The following is a 16499-nucleotide window of genomic DNA, read 5'->3' on the forward strand; positions in this document are numbered from 1 at the left end:
GATGGCCGTGAATTCTCTATCGGTGATGTCGCCGGACGGCGGCTTGTCGCGTTATCTCACCGAGATCCGCAAGTTCCCGATGCTGCCCAAGGACGAGGAGTTCATGCTCGCCCAGCGTTGGAAAGAGCATCAGGACTCCGAAGCCGCCCACAAGATGGTGACGTCGCACCTGCGTCTCGTGGCCAAGATCGCCATGGGCTATCGCGGCTACGGCCTGCCGATCGGCGAGGTGATCTCCGAGGGCAATGTCGGCCTGATGCAGGCCGTCAAGAAGTTCGAGCCCGACAAGGGCTTCCGCCTGGCCACCTACGCCATGTGGTGGATCCGCGCCTCGATCCAGGAATACATCCTGCGCTCGTGGTCGCTGGTGAAGATGGGCACGACCGCCGCGCAGAAGAAGCTGTTCTTCAACCTGCGCAAGGCCAAGAGCCAGATCGCCGCCTTCCAGGACGGCGACCTGCGTCCCGAGCAGGTCAGCTACATCGCCACCAAGCTGGGCGTGCTGGATAGCGAGGTCATCTCGATGAACCGCCGCCTGTCGGGCCCTGACGCCTCGCTGAACGCGCCTCTGCGCGCCGACGGCGAGAGCGAGTGGCAGGACTGGCTGGCCGACGACGACCAGGTGTCGCAAGAGACCGTGGTCGCCGAGAATGAAGAGAAGTCCCTGCGGATGGGTCTTCTGGAAGAGGCCATGGTCGAGCTGACCGACCGCGAACGTCACATCCTGACCGAGCGCCGGCTGAAGGACGACCCGACCACCCTGGAAGAACTGGCCGCCCAGTACGGCGTCAGCCGCGAGCGCGTGCGCCAGATCGAGGTCCGGGCGTTCGAAAAGCTGCAGAAGACCATGCGCGAGGCGGCCATCGCCAAGAACATGGTGGATGCGTAGGGCTTGAGCTCACCTGCGTGAGATGGAGAGGGGCGCTTTCGAGCGCCCCTTTTTGTTTCGAGCGCCCACTCCTTTTCTCACCGTCATTCCCGCCCTTGTGGCGGGAACCCCTGGTTCAGTTGACCCGTGAGACGCAAGCGAACCGCCAGCGGTTCGCCCCTCCCGCACCTGCGGCGGATGGAGGGGTTCCCGCCACAAGGGCGGGAATGACGCAGCTTTTTATGGTGCTATGAGCTTCGTGATGACCGACGCCATGTCCCCCCTCCCCCAGCTGATCCTGCTGCCCGGCCTGCTCAACGACGCCGAGCTGTGGCGCGACCAGGTCAGCGGCCTGGCCGATGTCGCCCGCCCCTGGGTCCCCGACCTCACCCCCTACGCCACCCTGCGCGAGATGGCCGAAAGCGTCCTCGCCCAAGCCGAGCCGACCTTCGCCCTGGCCGGCTTTTCGATGGGCGGCTACGTGGCCCAGGAGATCGCCCGCATAGCGCCCGAGCGCATCGAGCGCCTGGCCCTGCTGGACACCTCGATCCGCGTCGACACCCCCGAGCGCGCCGCCCAGCGCAAGGCGCTGAACAAGGCCGCGGCCAAGGGCGGGACCTTCCTGGGGATCGGCCAGGCGATCATGAAGTCCTATGTCGACGCGTCCCGTCTCGCCGACACCGACCTGACCACCCGCATCGTCGACATGACCCAGCGCCTTGGCCGCGAGGTCTTCCTGCGCCAGAACAGCCTGGCGCGCGGGGACGGCGAGGCCGCGCTGCGGGCGCTGCGCGTGCCGCTGGTCATCATCGTCGGCGAGAACGACCAGATCACCCCCGCGCCCGGCCACCGCGCAATGGCCAAGGCGATCGGCTGTTCGCACCTGCTGGTGATCCCCGACACCGGCCACATGGCGCCGATGGAAGCGCCCGGCCCGGTCAACGGGGCCCTGCGGCATTGGCTGGGCAGACCGGCCGGCAAACGCTGAGCCGACGCGACGCGCCACAAAACTGAGACAAAACTGTCAGCGAAACATCGCTTCGCGAAACTATGCCGACCCCCGGGCTGACCAAGCGCGCCTGCTCAAAACGCGCGCGGCACAACAAGGGGATATCAATGAAGAAGACCATGCTCTTCGCGCTGGCGGCGCTCGCGCCGCTGGCTCTGGCCACGGCCGCCACCGCCGCGCCAGAAACCACGCCAGCTGACGCGCCGATCGCTACCAATGACGAACCGACCCTGGCGTCGGAAGTCGTGGTCCAGGCCAAGATCGCCTACCGCAACCGCACCGAGTCGGCCGCGCCGGTCCTCGACTACGGCCTCGACTATTTCCAGCGCTTCGAGCCGCTGACCGTCGGCGACGCGCTGAAGCGCGTGCCCAGCGTCTCGTTCCTGTCGGACGTGCTGGAATCCGACGGCGTGCGCCTGCGTGGCCTGGACCCCGCCTACACCCAGATCCTGATCAACGGCGAGAAGGTGCCCGGCTCGGGCTCCAGCTCGGGGTCGTTCGGCAACGGTGCCGACCAGGCCTTCTTCGTGGACCGCATCCCGGCCGAGCTGATCGACCACATCGAGATCGTCCGCAGCAACAGCGCCAACCGCAGCGGCGACGCCGTGGCCGGGGCCCTGAACATCGTGCTGCGCGACGCCCTGGCCCTGGACGGCGGCTATGTCCGCATCGGCGCCTTGCGCTTCGACGACAAGCGCGTGCGTGAAGTGATCGGCGCGGTCTGGGGCGGCCAGGTCGGCCCGGGCCGCCTGCTGGTCGGCGCCAACATCCAAGGCCGCCGCAACCCGAAGGAAAAGCTCAGCCTGCGCTATGACAAGCCGGGCGGCGCGCTGGCCAATAACGAGATCCAGACCGATGTCCGCAACGGCACGGACAGCTCGTTCAACATCGCCTACGACGTGCCGGTCGGCGACGGCCAGCTGTCGGTGAACGGCTTCTACGTCCACACCGACCGCTACCAGAACGAAGACTCGATCGAGTACAACAGGGGCATCGAGACCACGCCGAACCTGTCGACGATCAACGACAACGACGTCGACATCCAGCAGGACAGCTACTCGCTGAACGGCAAGTTCAAGTTCCCGATGGCCGGCGGCGTGACCAGCATCAAGCTGGGCTACGCGGCCTTCCAGGCCGACGAGTATGAGTTCGAGTACGAGACCGAATATCTGCGCGACACCACGCCGTTCCCGGACGGTGACCGCTTCACCGGCGACCGCGCCAAGACCCGCGTATCGGACGACGAGGCCACCGCCAAGCTGGAGCACAAGCGTGAGCTGGCCGGCGGGACCGACCTTGAGTTCGGCGTGCAGTACGAAACCAAGCGCCGCAACAACCGCGTCAGCGAGGTTCCACGCAACCGCTACAACCTGCCGTCGGCCAGTCCGCCCGCCTACAAGCCGTTCGACATCGTTGGCAAGGCGCGTCTGGAGCAGACCCGCATCGACCCGTACGTCATGCTTTCGGGCCGCTCGGACGGCCTGAAGTGGGAAGCGGGCCTGCGTTACGAGACCACCGACGTCACGGTTCAGGACGTCGTCCTGCGCTCGACCACCGACAAGGACTACGCCGTCCTGCTGCCCTCGGCCTCGCTGCGCTACAACGTCACCGGCGCCGACCAGGTCTACGCCTCGGTGGCCCGCACGGTGCGCCGCCCCAGCTTCCAGCACCTGTCGCCGGTGCTGCTGGAGGAAGAGCTGGGCTCCAACGACTTCGTGGGCAACCCGAACATCGATCCGGAAAAGGCCTGGGGCCTGGACGTCGGCTACGAGCACCGCATGGGTCGTGACGGCGTGTTCGGGGTCAATCTGTTCTACCGCGACATCAAGGACCTGATCGAGCTCTACAACACCAATGTCCGCGGCTCGGCCGATGATCCGCCGAACGACATCGCCTGGGTCTACTCGGCCCGCAACACCGGCGACGGCAAGGTCTATGGCGTCGAGTTCGACCTCTCCACGCCCCTGTCGTTCATCGGCATGGATAATACCGGCGTGTTCCTGAACTACTCGTACCTGGACTCCAAGGTCAGCGACGAGTTCGGCAAGCGCCGCTTCAACAGCCAGGCGGAGTCGGTGTTCAACATCGGCTTCATCCAGGACATCCCGACCGTCGCCGCCTCGTTCGGCGTCACCTACCGCAAGCAGGGCGAGGCCTACAGCCGCGTGGTCGGCGAGGAAGTCACCACCACCTATGGCGGCGACCTGGAAGCCTTCATCGAGAAGCGGATCGGCAAGAACACGGTGATCCGCCTGACCGGCTCGAACCTGCTGGACTCCGACAAGAAGGAGACCTTCGACAAGTTCACCACCATCGCCAACCAGCGCGCGCGTGACTTCGACGAGTATGAGCTGGAGCGGGAAAAGGCTGGCCCGGTGTTCCAGCTGATCGCCCGCATGGCGTTCTAGGGAAACTCGGGTTCGAAACGACGAAGGCGGCGCCCGCGAGGACGCCGCCTTTTTCGTGGATGCTCCCCCAGCGGGGGAGGATCAAATTAAGCCGCGCGTCCGGTTTCCTCGACCGCCATGAAGCCCAGCAGGGCGTCGATGCGCTTGACCAGTTCGGCGCGCCCGACCTGTCCGGCCAGATCGGCGCTCGTGCAGGTCGCCAGGGCTTCCGCGGCCTGGACCAGGCGGGCGTCCTTGACGGTCTCGCCCACGCGCTTCAGCTCCACGGCCTGGGCGGCCAGGGCGCGGCGGGCCTGGTTCGGATCGATGTCCAGGGCCTGGGCGGCGGATTTGACGATGCGCAGCGCCTGCGAGAGACGGGCGGCGGGCGTGCCGGTCGCGTCGGCCTTGCGCTTGCGCGGCCCCTTGTAGTCGGCCGAGTTGAAACGGCGGCGGTCGGGACCGACATAGGCCACGGCCTCGATCCAGTCGCGCGGCTTCAAGGTCACGGCCTCGAGGCGGCGCTCCAGGTCCTTGATGTTGAAGGGCTTGCGCATGAACTCGTGCACGCCGGCGTCACGCGCGCCGAAGATGGCCTCGGCGGTGGCTTCGGCGGTGCACATGATGATCGGCGCCTCGCGGCAGATCAGGTCGCTGCGGCGAATCTTGCGGGTGAAGGCCAGGCCGTCCACGCCATCGGTGGTGTGCTCGACGAAGATCAGCTGCGGATCCGTCGCGCGGGCCATCGCGTAGCCCTTCTCGCTGGAGGGCGCGGCGAAGAGCTGCGCGCCCAGCGGACGCATCTGGTCGGCCAGCAGCCGTGCGGTCGCGGGATTCGGGTCAATGACCAGAATCCGCTGCACCTTGGCGGCGACTCTCTGAATTGTGCGGACGTTCCCGTCGAACACGGACGCGTGGCTCCTAAAGACTAGTCGTTGATCACTAGGCCCAGATCGTAAAAATCCGCTTGATAAGGCGGAGGCATTAACCGCGTCAGTTTGTCAGGGTCAGTTGGTGAGAGGCATCGACAGGCCGGACTCGAAATCCTGCAGGATGTCGATGGCCTCCTCGACGTCGAGGGTCAGCTGAACGCCCGGCGGGAAGCGGTACCGCCAGTAGCTGGAAATGTGCGAGATGACCCCGACGCGCTCGCCCAGCGACAGAAACATCTCGGGCGCGCGCAGCAGGAAGTCGCGGAAGGCTTGGGGCCGTCCGTTGTCGATCAGGTCCTCGAACGCGTCGTCATAGACCTTGAGCGTCCGCATGATCGCCGAGCGCTCGAACAGCACCGCGCCCTGCAGGCGCCGGCGGGCCTCGTCGACATAGCGGGCGGTCTCGCCGTCGCGATTGCCGGTGACGGTCAACCGACCGATCTCCTGGCTCACCGTGGTCAGCTGCGGCCACTGCTTGGTCAGCATCCATTTGTAATAGAGGAAGCCCTTCCAGCTGAAGACGCCCTCCTTGAAGCTCTCGCCTTCCATGACCAGGGTCTGGCGCAGAGGCTCCAGCCGCTCGTCCACATCGGTCGACAGCAAAGCCTCGACCAGGCGCGCGGTGTGGGTGCGGCCGACGCCGCGCGAGCCTTGGTAGGCCAGCTCGATCAGCCGGGAGAGCTCCATGGTCACGAAACCCTGCATCGTCTCCAGATCGGCTGACGACAGGGCGAAATAGCAGTTGGCCACCATCTGGCCGTGGCGGCGCAGGTGCTCGCGCAGCAGGAAGGGGTCCAGCGACGGCAGGGCGTCGATCAGGCGAAGGGTGCCGATGTCGCGGGACATATCGCCCGAGGCGTTGCAGGCCTCGACGACCAGGTCGGCCCAGCCGCGCTGACCCACGAACACCGACTGGCCACCCAGGCCCAGGTCCCTACGATCGAACGGAATGATGATCTTGGTCGCGGTCGGCTTGGCCTCGTCGAACAGATAGATGTCGTCGTTGCGCAGCCGGTGCTTGAGGATGATGGCGGTGTTGAGCACGCGGTTCCGGAACAGCGGAGCCTCGGCATATTCAGGCCGATGGCCGCCCTCGGCCTCGATGGCCAGCAAGTTCAGGACGCGGCTGGTCGAGGCCGTGCGCTCCAGGGCGCGCAGGCTGCGCATCACGCGGTCGGCCTTGTTGACCGGCTTCGGCTGGCGGCGGCGCGCGAGTGCTGACACGGAATCCCCTGAGTACGGACCGGCGTTTTACGGCGCCGCCTGCTAAGCAATCGCTAACCGAACGGCGATCTTCGGGCCGGACGCAACCGAAAGTGGGTACGCAAAACTCTACCCAAGGGTGTCAAGCGTCACAATTCCGCCCGAACGCCGTTCTCCAAGTGAAGCTGGGGTCGGGGCGCGAGAGGAAACTCCCATGAATCGCCGTGAGATCATTACCGCCTTGCCGATCGCGGTGGCCGCGTCGGCCGCCGCCGCTGAGCCCGCCGTCGCACCGCGAGCCTTGTCGGACCGCGGCGTCGCCAACCTGGAGGCCTTCGCGCGCCTCGTCGCCTATGTCCGGTTCTTTCACCCCAGCGACGAGGCGGCGGCCACGGACTGGAACAGCTTCGTCATCGCCAATGTGGCTCCGATCGAAGCCGCCCATGATCCGGCCGAACTGGTGACCCGACTGGAGGCGGCGTTCCGATCAGTCGCCCCCACCATGACCGTCCACCTCGCGGGCAAGGCGCCGCGGGCCAATCCGCCCCTCCCGATTCCGGGCGGCGCGCTGGTGATGTGGACCCACCGCGGTGTCGGCCTCAACCCGAGCGCGCGAATCTACTCCAGCCAGCGAACGCCCCTCCCAGACGGCAAACCTGTCGTCCTGCGTCTTGACCTGGGTGGCGGGGTGGCCGCCGCGATGCCCACGACCACTTACAGCCTCGACCTGGACGCCAAGCCTCAGTCTCCCGCGCCGTTGAATGCGTTTTCGGGCGCCGACCGCAAGGTGCGTCTCGCTGACGTGATGATCGCCTGGGGTGTTCTGCGGCAATTCTACCCCTACTTCGACGTGGTCAACTGCGACTGGGACGCCGAGCTGGCCAAGAGTCTGCGCGCGGCCGCCGTCGACAAGGACGCGCGGGCCTTCCACGAGACCCTGGCGCGCATGGTGGCGGCGATCCATGACGGGCATGGCAACGTCTATCACCACACGCCCAAGGCCGCCCTGCCGATCAGCTGGGACATAATCGAGAACCGCCTGGTGGTCACCGCACTGCCTGAGAGCGGCGCGCCCGGCTTGGCGATTGGTTGCGTGATCTCCCGGATCGACGGTGTTGATGTGCGCCAGCGGATCGCCGAATTAAACGCTGGGATCTGTTCGGCCACACCGCAGTGGCTGCGGTTCAAGGCCCTGCAGCTACTGCAGGACCGCCCTGAGGGCGCCCCAGCCGTGCTGGAGGGCGAAGCCCCCGACGGACAAACATTCAAGGTCGAGTTGACTCCGGTCGCGCGCGCGGACGCGTTCAAACTGAACCCCAGGCTGGCTCGCGCCAACTTCTCCGAACCCGTACCGGGCGTCGTCTATGTGGATCTGGCCCGCGTCACCGATCAAGACATGACCGACCGAATGGACCAGTTGACGGCCGCCAAGGGGATCGTGCTGGACGACCGCGGCTACCCCTCGGGACCGGCTATCAAGCTCCTGTCCCATCTCAGCGAGCAGACGCTGCGTTCGGCCTTGTTCGAGCTTCCCGTCGTCACCGCGCCCGATCGTCGAAGCGTGATCCACGAGAATAAGGGCTGGGTGTTACCGCCCAAGACGCCGCGCCTTACCGGCCGCATGGTCCTACTGACGGGCGGCGGCTCGATAAGCTACGCCGAGAGTTGGGCCGGGGTGTTCGAAGGCGCGCGCTTGGGCCCGATCGTCGGCGGCCCCACGGCAGGCACCAACGGCAACATCAACGCGATCCTGCTACCCGGCGGCTATTCGGTAGTGTTCACGGGCATGCGCGTGCGCAAGCAGGACGGCTCGACGCACCATGGCGTGGGGATCATCCCTACCGTTCCGCTCGAACCGACCCTGGCCGGCGTCCGCGCCGGGCGTGACGAGGTCCTGGATCGCGGCGTCGCCCTGGCTCTGGGCGAAACCTAGCCGACAGCCCGCTTGCGTTCAGGCTGCGGCATGACCCGTCGCAGCCCCGCCACGGTGGCGAGCAGGCCGGCGGGCTGGATCGGCTTGGGGTGGGCGTCGTCGAAGCCCTGGGACAGCAGGCGCTCGGCGTCGCCGACCATGGCGTCGGCGGTCAGGGCCACGACCGGCAGGTCGACCCGGCCGCCCTCGCCGGCGCGGATGCGACGCACGGCCTCGACGCCGTCCATCCCCGGCATGTGGACGTCCATCAGCACCATGTCGAAGTCTTCGATCCGCAGGCGGGCCAGGGCCGTATGGCCGTCGCCCACCGTGGCCACCGATACGCCGGCGGCCTCGAGGATCGCGCGCGCCACCATCTGGTTGATCGCATTGTCGTCGACGACCAGCACCCGCACGCCGTTCAGGTCCAGGATCGGTCCCTCGACGGCGTAGGCGCTCGGCGCCGTGGCCGGGGTCATGGCCAGGCGCACGGCGAAGCTCGAGCCCTCACCGGGCAGGCTCTCGACCGACACCTCGCCGTCCATCATCTCGGCCAACTGACGGCAGATGGCCAGCCCCAGGCCCGTGCCGCCGAACCGCCGGGCGGTCGACCGGTCGCCCTGGGCGAACGGCATGAACAGGCGTCCGATCTGCTCCTGGCTCATGCCCACGCCAGAGTCCGTCACGGTCAGCACGACACCGTCCGCGTGCGGGCCGACGCGGATGACGACGCCGCCGCTCTCGGTGAACTTCAGGGCGTTGGACACCAGGTTCATCAGGATCTGGCGCACCCGCGCCGCGTCGCCGGACAGCCAGGCGGGCGTGGCGGGATCGACGTCCAGCGTCAGGCTCACGCCCTTCAGACGGGCGGTCTCGCTCCACACCAGGCGGATCTGGGCGGCCAGCTTGCGGATGTCGAACGGCGCGACCTCCAGCTCCAGCTTACCGGCCTCGATCTTCGACAGGTCCAGGATGTCGTTGAGAATGGTCATCAGGCCGTGGCCCGATTGCTCGATCATCTCCAGGTACTCGGCCTGGCGCGTGTCGAGGCGGGTGCCGCGCAGGGCGTGGGCCAGGCCCAGGACCCCGTTCATCGGCGTACGCAGCTCGTGGCTCATCATCGCCAGGAAGGCCGACTTGGCGCGGCTCGCCTCCTGGGCCTCGACCTGGGCCTTCTCCAGGGCGACGGCGTTGGAGCGCAGCAGACGCGCGGCGTCCAGCATGTAGAACAACAGGCCCGCCAGGGTGACCAAGGCCACCCCGAACTCCCAACCCTTGAAACCACCGGCGATCAGCGGCGCCAGCATCAGGGCGATGAACGGCGGCGGCGCCAGGGCCAGGAGGGCGGCGCGGCTGAGGGCGGCGTATTTCACGCTTTCGACGATCAGGCCGAACAACATCAACAGGGCGGCGAACTTCATCGCCGGCTCGCCGTAGGCCCAGCTCAGGCCCGCCATGATCGACCAGGTGACACTGAAGGCGGCCGCCGGCCCCAGGCGGAGGAAGAGCGAGGTGCGCCCCTCGGTCTTGGGCTGGAACCAGGCCTGCAAGTATAGCAGCCAGCCTTCCAGCACGATGTTGACGCCCAGCCAGATCAGGCTTGGCAGCCAGCCGAAATGGGCGATGATCAGGCCGCTGACGAGGCCCGTGACCGCCCAACGCGCCGAACGGCTGCGCCGGCTCATGGCCAGCGTCGCGCCCTCCAGCCCGTCATCCAGAAAGTCCCGGAGCCCCACTCGCCGCCCTTTCGCGGGTGAATTTGGGGCGGAGCTTCGCTGAACAAGGTTCACAAGCCATTTACCGTGCGACCGGTTGTCGCACCTTTTTTGGGCGCCGCGTCCCGGGAATGGGGTCGCGGCGCCGTCAGGTCGGCCTGGAAAAAGGATCAGCCCAGGAAGGGGTCGCGCATCAGGATGGTGTCGTCGCGCTCGGGGCTGGTCGACAACAGCGCCACCGGGGCGCCGATCAGTTCCTCGACGCGGCGCACGTACTTGATGGCCTGGGCGTTGAGGTCCTTGAACGAGCGAGCGCCGGCGGTGCTGTCCGTCCAGCCCTCGATTTCCTCGTAGATCGGCGTGGCGGCGGCCTGGTCGCGCAGGCCGGCCGGCAGGTAGTCGACGACCTTGTCGCCGATCTTGTAGCCGACGCAGATCTTCAGGGTCTTCAGGCCGTCCAGCACGTCCAGCTTGGTCAGGGCCACGCCGTGGATGCCGTTGATGGCCACCGACTGGCGCACCAGCACCGAGTCGAACCAGCCGCAGCGACGGGCGCGGCCGGTGTTGACGCCGACTTCACGGCCGACGGTCGACAAGTGCTTGCCCACGTCGTCGAACAGCTCGGCCGGGAACGGGCCCTCGCCCACGCGGGTGGTGTAGGCCTTGACGATGCCCAGCACGAAGCCGGTCGCCGAGGGGCCCATGCCCGAGCCGGCCGAGGCCTGGCCCGCCGCCGTATTGGAAGAGGTCACGAACGGATAGGTGCCGTGGTCGACGTCCAGCAGCGAGCCTTGCGCGCCTTCGAACAGGATGCGGCGGCCGGCCTTGTGGGCCTGGTCCAGCACCCGCCACGCCGGCTGGGCGTAAGGCAGGATGCGCGGCGCCAGTTCCATCAGGGCGTCGTACAGCTCCTGCGCGCTCGCTTCCGGCAGGTTCAGGCCGCGCCGCAGAGCGCCGTGGTGGCTCAGGAGTCGCTCGATCTTGGGCTTCAGGGCCTCCGGATCGGCGAGGTCGGCGACGCGGATGGCGCGACGGCCGACCTTGTCTTCATAGGCCGGGCCGATGCCGCGGCCAGTGGTGCCGATCTTCTGGGTCGAGGCGGCCTCGCGGGCCTGATCCAGGTCGCGGTGCAGCGGCAGGATCAGGCAGGCGTTATCGGCCAGGATCAGCAGCTCGGGCGTGATGGCCACGCCCTGGTCGGCGATCTTGTCGATCTCGCCCAGCAGGTGCCACGGATCGACGACGACGCCGTTGCCGATCACCGACAGCTTGCCCTGGACGACACCCGACGGCAGCAGGGCCAGCTTGTAGACCTTGCCGTCCACCACCAGCGTATGGCCGGCGTTGTGGCCGCCCTGGAAGCGCACGACGACATCGGCTCGGTTGCTGAGCCAGTCGACGATCTTGCCCTTGCCTTCATCGCCCCACTGGGCGCCGACGACGGTCACATTGGCCATGGTAGAGATATGCCTTGTCACCTGCCCGGTGACGTCACGCGGCCCTTCGACAGGACTCGGCTGCGGACGTTTAGTCAGTTGTGGGCGGCGACACGAGAACCGTCAAATCGGCTCATCGCGAAGTCAGAAGGCGTAAACCAGCCGGACCCCCGCGTCGTCAAGCCCTTGGTTCTTTCCCTGGTGGAAGATCTGGCCGTTCGACAGGTGGGTGTAGCTCAGTTCGACCGACACCCGATCGCTGACCTGATAGCCCAAGGCCAGCTCCGGCTCGAACAGCACCTTCGAGCCGAAATCGATGCGGTTGTAGTAGAGCCAGGTGCGGCGATCGCGTTCGGCCTGGGTCAGGCCGGGCGCGTTGGCGGGCGGCAGGCCGGCCTCGCCGTCGGTATAGGCCAGGCCCATGCCGGGGCGCAGGTAGAAGCCGCCCTCCCGGCCCAGGTCGATCTTCCAGTCGAAGCCGACCGCCACGAAGTTCGAGGTGTTCTTGCTGTTGATCGAGACCATGGTGTGGACCTGGGGCTTGCCCAGCCAGCGCAGGTTCTCGAGGCGCGCGGTGCGGTAGCCGAGGTGGACGTCGAAGCCGTCCTCGCGACCGGCAGCGCCCAGGCCGACGGCCTCGCCGATGAACGTCACGTCGTGCTTGTAGACGCCGACGAAGACCTCGCCGGCCATAGCGGGCGCGGCGAAACCCAGCGCGACAACAGCCGCGGCGGCGAGCATGGCGATTTTCATGAAGTCGTCCTGAACATGAGCCCTTGGCTTTTTATGGCTCGAACCGTGAGTGGCGCAAAGCGTTTCGCGCGCTCGCCCCCTGAACAGGGGGCGCCGCGTCGGATGTGATGCTTCAAAAGCCGCGCCGCACGCCCTAAATCTCCGCCATGACCATCTCCCTCCCCGATATCCAAGCCGCCGCCGGACGCCTGAAGGGCCTGGCCGTCGAGACGCCGCTGATCGAAAGCCCCGCGCTGAACGAGCGCCTGGGCGGGCGGATCTTCCTCAAGCCCGAGACCCTGCAACGGGCCGGGGCTTTCAAGTTCCGCGGCGCCTACAACCGCCTGAGCCAGCTGAGCGACGAAGAGAAGACGCGCGGCGTCGTGGCCTTCTCGTCCGGCAACCACGCCCAGGGCGTGGCCCTGGCCGCCAAGCTGCTGGGCATTCCGGCCCTGATCGTCATGCCGTCGGACTCGCCGGCCGTGAAGGTCGCGGGGACCAAGGGCTTCGGGGCCGAGATCCGCTTCTACGACCGCTTCACCGAGGATCGCGTCGCCATCGCCGACCAGATCGCCGCCGAGCGCGGCTGCGTGGTCGTGCCGTCCTATGACGACCCGCACATCATCGCCGGCCAGGGCACGCTGGGCCTTGAGATCGTCGAGCAGGCGCGTGCTCTGGGCGTCGAGTTGGACCGCGTGCTCTCGCCCGTCGGCGGCGGCGGCCTGATCGCCGGGACTTCGACGGCGGTGAAGGGCCTCTCCCCGTCCACCGAGGTCTGGGGCGCCGAGCCCGTCGGTTTCGACGAGACCCGCCGCTCGATGCTCTCCGGCGACCGCGAGACCATCGACAAGGATGCCCGCTCAATCTGCGACGCCCTGCTGACCCCGATCCCCGGCGAACTGACCTGGCCGATCAACAGCAAGACCCTCTCGGGCATCGTGGCCGTGACCGACGCCGAGGTGGCCGAGGCGATGCGCTACGCCTTTTCGACCCTGAAGCTGGTGGTCGAACCCGGCGGCTGCGTGGCGCTGACCGCGGCCCTGACCGGCAAGATCGATGTAGCGGGAAAAACGGTGGCGATTGTCCTCTCAGGAGGCAATGTCGATCCGGGATTGTTCGCGCAGGTGCTGCGGGGCGAGATCTGAGACTACCAAAATTCTCGTCATCCCGGCCGCAGCGAAGCGGAGAGCCGGGACCCAGGGGCAGCGGCGCTGCGCTTGGCCACTGGGTCCCGGGTCGGCTTCGCCGCCCGGGATGACGAATAGAAAAGTAAGGGGAAGACCTGACGTGAACCTGCCGCCCGCCGCCGCCCTCCCCCAAACGCCCCTCCTCGTCGTCGACCGCGTCGCGCTCGACCGCAACATCGCCAGGATGCAAGCGCTCTGCGACGCCGCCGGCGTCCGGCTGCGCGCCCACGGCAAGACCCACAAGTGCTCGACCCTGGGCCGGCTGATCGTCGAAAGCGGCGCGGTGGGCCTGTGCTGCCAGACCGTCGGCGAGGCCGAGGCCTATGTGGCCGGCGGGATCACCGACGTCCTGGTCACCGCCCCTTCCCCGCCCTGGGGCGCCGCCCGCCTCGCCGCCCTGGCCGCGTCCGGCGCCAAGGTCGGCGCCGTCGCCGATGACGAGGGCCAGATCGATCGGCTGTCGGATGCGGCCGTCGCGGCCGGGACCGTGCTGGACCTGGTCGTCGACCTCGACCTCGGCACCCACCGCGCCGGCGCCTACCCCAAGGACGCCCTGAAGCTGGCCCGCGCCGCCGACGCCTCGCCGGGCCTGAGGTTCGCCGGGATCCAGGCCTATCTCGGCCACCTGCAGCATCTCGACGACGGGGACCTGCGCAAGAGCGCCGACGAGGCCGCCTTCGCCACCCTCAAGGCCCTGGTCGCCGAGCTGACCGCCGCCGGCTTGCCGCCCGGCGTCGTCACCGGCGGCGGCACCGGCACCCACGCTTTCGACCTGGCCTCGGGCGTGTTCACCGAGCTCCAGGCCGGCTCCTACGCGGTGATGGACGTCGAGTACGACGTGTGCGGAGCGCCCGGCGGCGGCGACTGGCCGTTCGAGCCATCGTTGTTCGTCGCCGCCACCGTGGTCTCGGCCAATCACAAGAGCCACGTCACCGTCGACGCCGGCTTCAAGGCCATGTCGATGGACGGCCCGCCGGCGCGCGTGATCGCCGGCGCCGCGCCCGGCTCGCTCTGGCGCCCCATGGGCGACGAGCACGGCATGATCGCCCACCCCGCCTTGATCGACGTGCTGAAGGCCGGCGGCCGCGATCCCCTCGGCTTCGACAAGGCCGTGGCCGCCGCCGACGCCGACCCGTCTCGCGACACCCCGGCCGACGCGCCCCGGAACGGCGACCTCGTCTGGCTGCAGCCGGGCCACTGCGACCCGACCATCAACCTCTATGACGCCCTGCACGTCTGGGACGGCGAGCGGCTGGAGCGATGGGCGGTGGATGGGCGGCGGGTCTCGACCTGACCTCCAGTTCGTCGCGGTATCGCTACCGTTCGCCGAAAGCCCGACGGACCACCTAGCCACGCCCGCAAAGCCCCACTAGGGTCCGCGCCAACGACAAGATTTGCTCCGAAAGAGGGCCAGAGATGAAACGCCTGCTGCTCGCTACCGCCCTTCTCGCCGCGCCCATGCTGGCCCAGGCCGCGGATGCGCCCAAGATCGACCCCGCCAAGCTGTCGGCCCATATCAAGGTCCTGTCCTCGGACGAATTCGAGGGCCGCGGTCCCGCCACCGAGGGCGAGAAGAAGGCCGTCGCCTATATCGTCGGCCAGATGAAGGCCATCGGCCTCTCGCCCGCCGGCGATGTCCAAAAGGACGGCAAGCGCGCCTGGACCCAGGACGTGCCGCTGGGCAAGTTCCAGATCGAGGGCCCGGTCAGCGCCCACGTCATGGTCGGCGGCGACCACATGACCCTGGCGCAAGGCGACCAGATCGCCGTCCGCGCGGCCATGACCAATGTCGACGCCGTCTCGATCAAGAACGCGCCCATCGTCTTCGTCGGCTACGGCGTCAAGGCTCCGGAGCGCAACTGGGACGACTTCAAGGGCCTGGACGTGAAGGGCAAGATCCTGGTCGTGCTGATCAACGATCCGGACTTCGAGACCGGCTCTGGTGACTTCGGCGGCAAGGCCATGACCTATTACGGCCGCTGGACCTACAAGTACGAAGAGGCCGCCCGCCTGGGCGCCGCCGGCGTGATGATCGTCCACGAGACGGCCCCGGCCTCGTACGGCTGGAACACGGTCAAGAACTCCAACACCAACGTGATGTTCGACATCGTCCGCAAGGAACCGGCCAAGCAGCATCCGGCGCTGGAATCCTGGATCCAGCGCGACGTCGCCGTCGAGCTGTTCAAGAAGGCCGGCCTCGACTTCGACGCCCTGAAGAAGCAGGCCCAGAGCCGCGACTTCAAGCCCGTGGTGCTGAACGGCGCGACCTTCTCGGCCGACTACAAGGTCAAGCACGAGACCATCGTCTCCAAGAACATCGCCGGCCGCATCGTCGGGACCAAGTTCCCGAACGAGACCGTGATCTACAGCGGCCACTGGGACCACCTGGGCGTCGGCGCGCCGGACGCCAAGGGCGACAAGATCTACAACGGCGCGGTCGACAACGCCGACGGCATCGCCGGCATCCTGGAGTTGGCCCGCGCGTTCAAGTCCAAGCCCGCCCCGCAGCGCTCGATCCTGTTCCTGGCCGTGACCGCCGAGGAAAAGGGCCTGCTGGGCTCGGAATACTACGGCGCCAACCCGCTGTTCCCGCTGGCCACCACCGTCGGCGACATCAATATCGACGCCCTGTCGGCCGCCGGTCCGGCCAAGGACATCGGCACCTCGGGCGACGGCAAGGTCGACCTGCAGGACATGCTGGTCGCCAAGGCCAAGCTGCACGGCCGCTACTTCACGCCCGATCCGGCTCCGCAGGCCGGTCACTTCTACCGCTCGGACCACTTCCCCTTCGCCAAGCGCGGCGTGCCGGCGATCTCGATCGGCTCGGGCAACGACCTCTACAAGGGCGGCAAGGAAGCCGGCGAGAAGGCCGAGGCCGACTATACCGACAAGCGCTACCACCAGCCGGCCGACGAATGGTCGGCGGACTGGGATCTCAGCGGCCAGGCCATGGACCTGGGCCTCGTCTACGAGATCGGCGCCGACCTCGCCAATTCGCGCGTCTGGCCGAAGTGGCAGGCGGGCTCGGAGTTCAAGGCCCTGCGCGACAAGACCGCCGCGCAGCGGAAGTAACAACCATCGCTCATCCCCGCGAAAGCGGGGACCCATTCTGGATCGC

Annotated in this window: 12 protein-coding genes and 1 pseudogene; 8 read left to right on the top strand and 5 right to left on the bottom strand. The window is 67.7% G+C overall.

Annotation, left to right across the window (positions count from 1 at the left end; all coding sequences use genetic code 11):
* Position 1 precedes the first annotated feature (1 nt).
* The 3 genes from rpoH to AC1RRV_RS20860 all read left to right on the top strand — a co-directional run bounded on the left by rpoH (position 2) and on the right by AC1RRV_RS20860 (position 4285).
* Complete coding sequence (gene rpoH / locus AC1RRV_RS20850) at positions 2-889, top strand: RNA polymerase sigma factor RpoH (protein WP_492861565.1); 888 nt, start codon at positions 2-4, stop codon at positions 887-889.
* Between the two features lie 241 nt (positions 890-1130).
* On the top strand, positions 1131-1856 hold the full coding sequence (locus AC1RRV_RS20855; protein ID WP_492861566.1) for an alpha/beta fold hydrolase: 726 nt from the start codon (positions 1131-1133) through the stop codon (positions 1854-1856).
* Positions 1857-1984: 128 nt separating this feature from the next.
* Complete coding sequence (locus AC1RRV_RS20860; RefSeq protein WP_492861567.1) at positions 1985-4285, top strand: TonB-dependent receptor plug domain-containing protein; 2301 nt, start codon at positions 1985-1987, stop codon at positions 4283-4285.
* An 86-nt stretch (positions 4286-4371) separates the two neighbouring features.
* Here the strand turns inward: AC1RRV_RS20860 and AC1RRV_RS20865 are convergent, their stop codons facing one another.
* Positions 4372-5172, bottom strand: a complete 801-nt coding sequence (locus AC1RRV_RS20865; protein WP_492861568.1) for a response regulator — start codon at positions 5170-5172, stop codon at positions 4372-4374.
* A gap of 99 nt (positions 5173-5271) precedes the next feature.
* Positions 5272-6363 (bottom strand): hypothetical protein, encoded by a 1092-nt coding sequence (locus AC1RRV_RS20870; protein WP_492861680.1) that lies wholly within the window; start codon positions 6361-6363, stop codon positions 5272-5274.
* A 250-nt stretch (positions 6364-6613) separates the two neighbouring features.
* Here AC1RRV_RS20870 and AC1RRV_RS20875 point away from each other — a divergent pair, with 250 nt between their 5' ends.
* Positions 6614-8332 (top strand): S41 family peptidase, encoded by a 1719-nt coding sequence (locus AC1RRV_RS20875; protein WP_492861569.1) that lies wholly within the window; start codon positions 6614-6616, stop codon positions 8330-8332.
* Here the strand turns inward: AC1RRV_RS20875 and AC1RRV_RS20880 are convergent.
* The 3 genes from AC1RRV_RS20880 to AC1RRV_RS20890 form a co-directional block, all read right to left on the bottom strand.
* On the bottom strand, positions 8329-10047 hold the full coding sequence (locus tag AC1RRV_RS20880; protein WP_492861570.1) for an ATP-binding protein: 1719 nt from the start codon (positions 10045-10047) through the stop codon (positions 8329-8331). The genes AC1RRV_RS20875 and AC1RRV_RS20880 overlap by 4 nt on opposite strands.
* A gap of 149 nt (positions 10048-10196) precedes the next feature.
* Entirely contained in the window at positions 10197-11483 is a 1287-nt protein-coding gene (locus AC1RRV_RS20885) for an adenylosuccinate synthase (protein ID WP_492861571.1), read from the bottom strand.
* A 123-nt stretch (positions 11484-11606) separates the two neighbouring features.
* Positions 11607-12215, bottom strand: a complete 609-nt coding sequence (locus AC1RRV_RS20890; protein WP_492861572.1) for an acyloxyacyl hydrolase — start codon at positions 12213-12215, stop codon at positions 11607-11609.
* Between the two features lie 146 nt (positions 12216-12361).
* Here AC1RRV_RS20890 and AC1RRV_RS20895 point away from each other — a divergent pair, with 146 nt between their 5' ends.
* From AC1RRV_RS20895 to AC1RRV_RS20910, 4 genes and pseudogenes are all read left to right on the top strand, one after another.
* Positions 12362-13339, top strand: coding sequence for a threonine ammonia-lyase (locus tag AC1RRV_RS20895; protein ID WP_492861573.1), 978 nt, complete (start codon positions 12362-12364; stop codon positions 13337-13339).
* An 18-nt stretch (positions 13340-13357) separates the two neighbouring features.
* Positions 13358-13436 (top strand): annotated as a pseudogene (locus AC1RRV_RS20900) (hypothetical protein); the annotation flags it as partial.
* A gap of 12 nt (positions 13437-13448) precedes the next feature.
* Positions 13449-14675: an alanine racemase gene (locus AC1RRV_RS20905; RefSeq protein ID WP_492861574.1), complete on the top strand. Its 1227-nt coding sequence runs from the start codon at positions 13449-13451 to the stop codon at positions 14673-14675.
* 122 nt (positions 14676-14797) lie between these two features.
* Complete coding sequence (locus tag AC1RRV_RS20910; protein WP_492861575.1) at positions 14798-16453, top strand: M28 family metallopeptidase; 1656 nt, start codon at positions 14798-14800, stop codon at positions 16451-16453.
* The last annotated feature ends 46 nt before the right edge of the window (positions 16454-16499 follow it).

Source organism: Caulobacter sp. GW821-FHT11E10 (assembly GCF_058808375.1).

What these genes read in the sequence shown, in the direction of transcription:
- AC1RRV_RS20855 (WP_492861566.1), top strand. Translation starts at nt 1,131, where the DNA reads ATGACCGACGCCATGTCCCCCCTCCCCCAGCTGATCCTGCTGCCCGGC.
- AC1RRV_RS20905 (WP_492861574.1), top strand. Translation starts at nt 13,449, where the DNA reads ATGACGAATAGAAAAGTAAGGGGAAGACCTGACGTGAACCTGCCGCCC.
- AC1RRV_RS20875 (WP_492861569.1), top strand. Translation starts at nt 6,614, where the DNA reads ATGAATCGCCGTGAGATCATTACCGCCTTGCCGATCGCGGTGGCCGCG.
- rpoH (WP_492861565.1), top strand. Translation starts at nt 2, where the DNA reads ATGGCCGTGAATTCTCTATCGGTGATGTCGCCGGACGGCGGCTTGTCG.
- AC1RRV_RS20890 (WP_492861572.1), bottom strand. Translation starts at nt 12,215, where the DNA reads ATGAAAATCGCCATGCTCGCCGCCGCGGCTGTTGTCGCGCTGGGTTTC.
- AC1RRV_RS20885 (WP_492861571.1), bottom strand. Translation starts at nt 11,483, where the DNA reads ATGGCCAATGTGACCGTCGTCGGCGCCCAGTGGGGCGATGAAGGCAAG.
- AC1RRV_RS20870 (WP_492861680.1), bottom strand. Translation starts at nt 6,363, where the DNA reads ATGCGCAGCCTGCGCGCCCTGGAGCGCACGGCCTCGACCAGCCGCGTC.
- AC1RRV_RS20910 (WP_492861575.1), top strand. Translation starts at nt 14,798, where the DNA reads ATGAAACGCCTGCTGCTCGCTACCGCCCTTCTCGCCGCGCCCATGCTG.
- AC1RRV_RS20895 (WP_492861573.1), top strand. Translation starts at nt 12,362, where the DNA reads ATGACCATCTCCCTCCCCGATATCCAAGCCGCCGCCGGACGCCTGAAG.
- AC1RRV_RS20860 (WP_492861567.1), top strand. Translation starts at nt 1,985, where the DNA reads ATGAAGAAGACCATGCTCTTCGCGCTGGCGGCGCTCGCGCCGCTGGCT.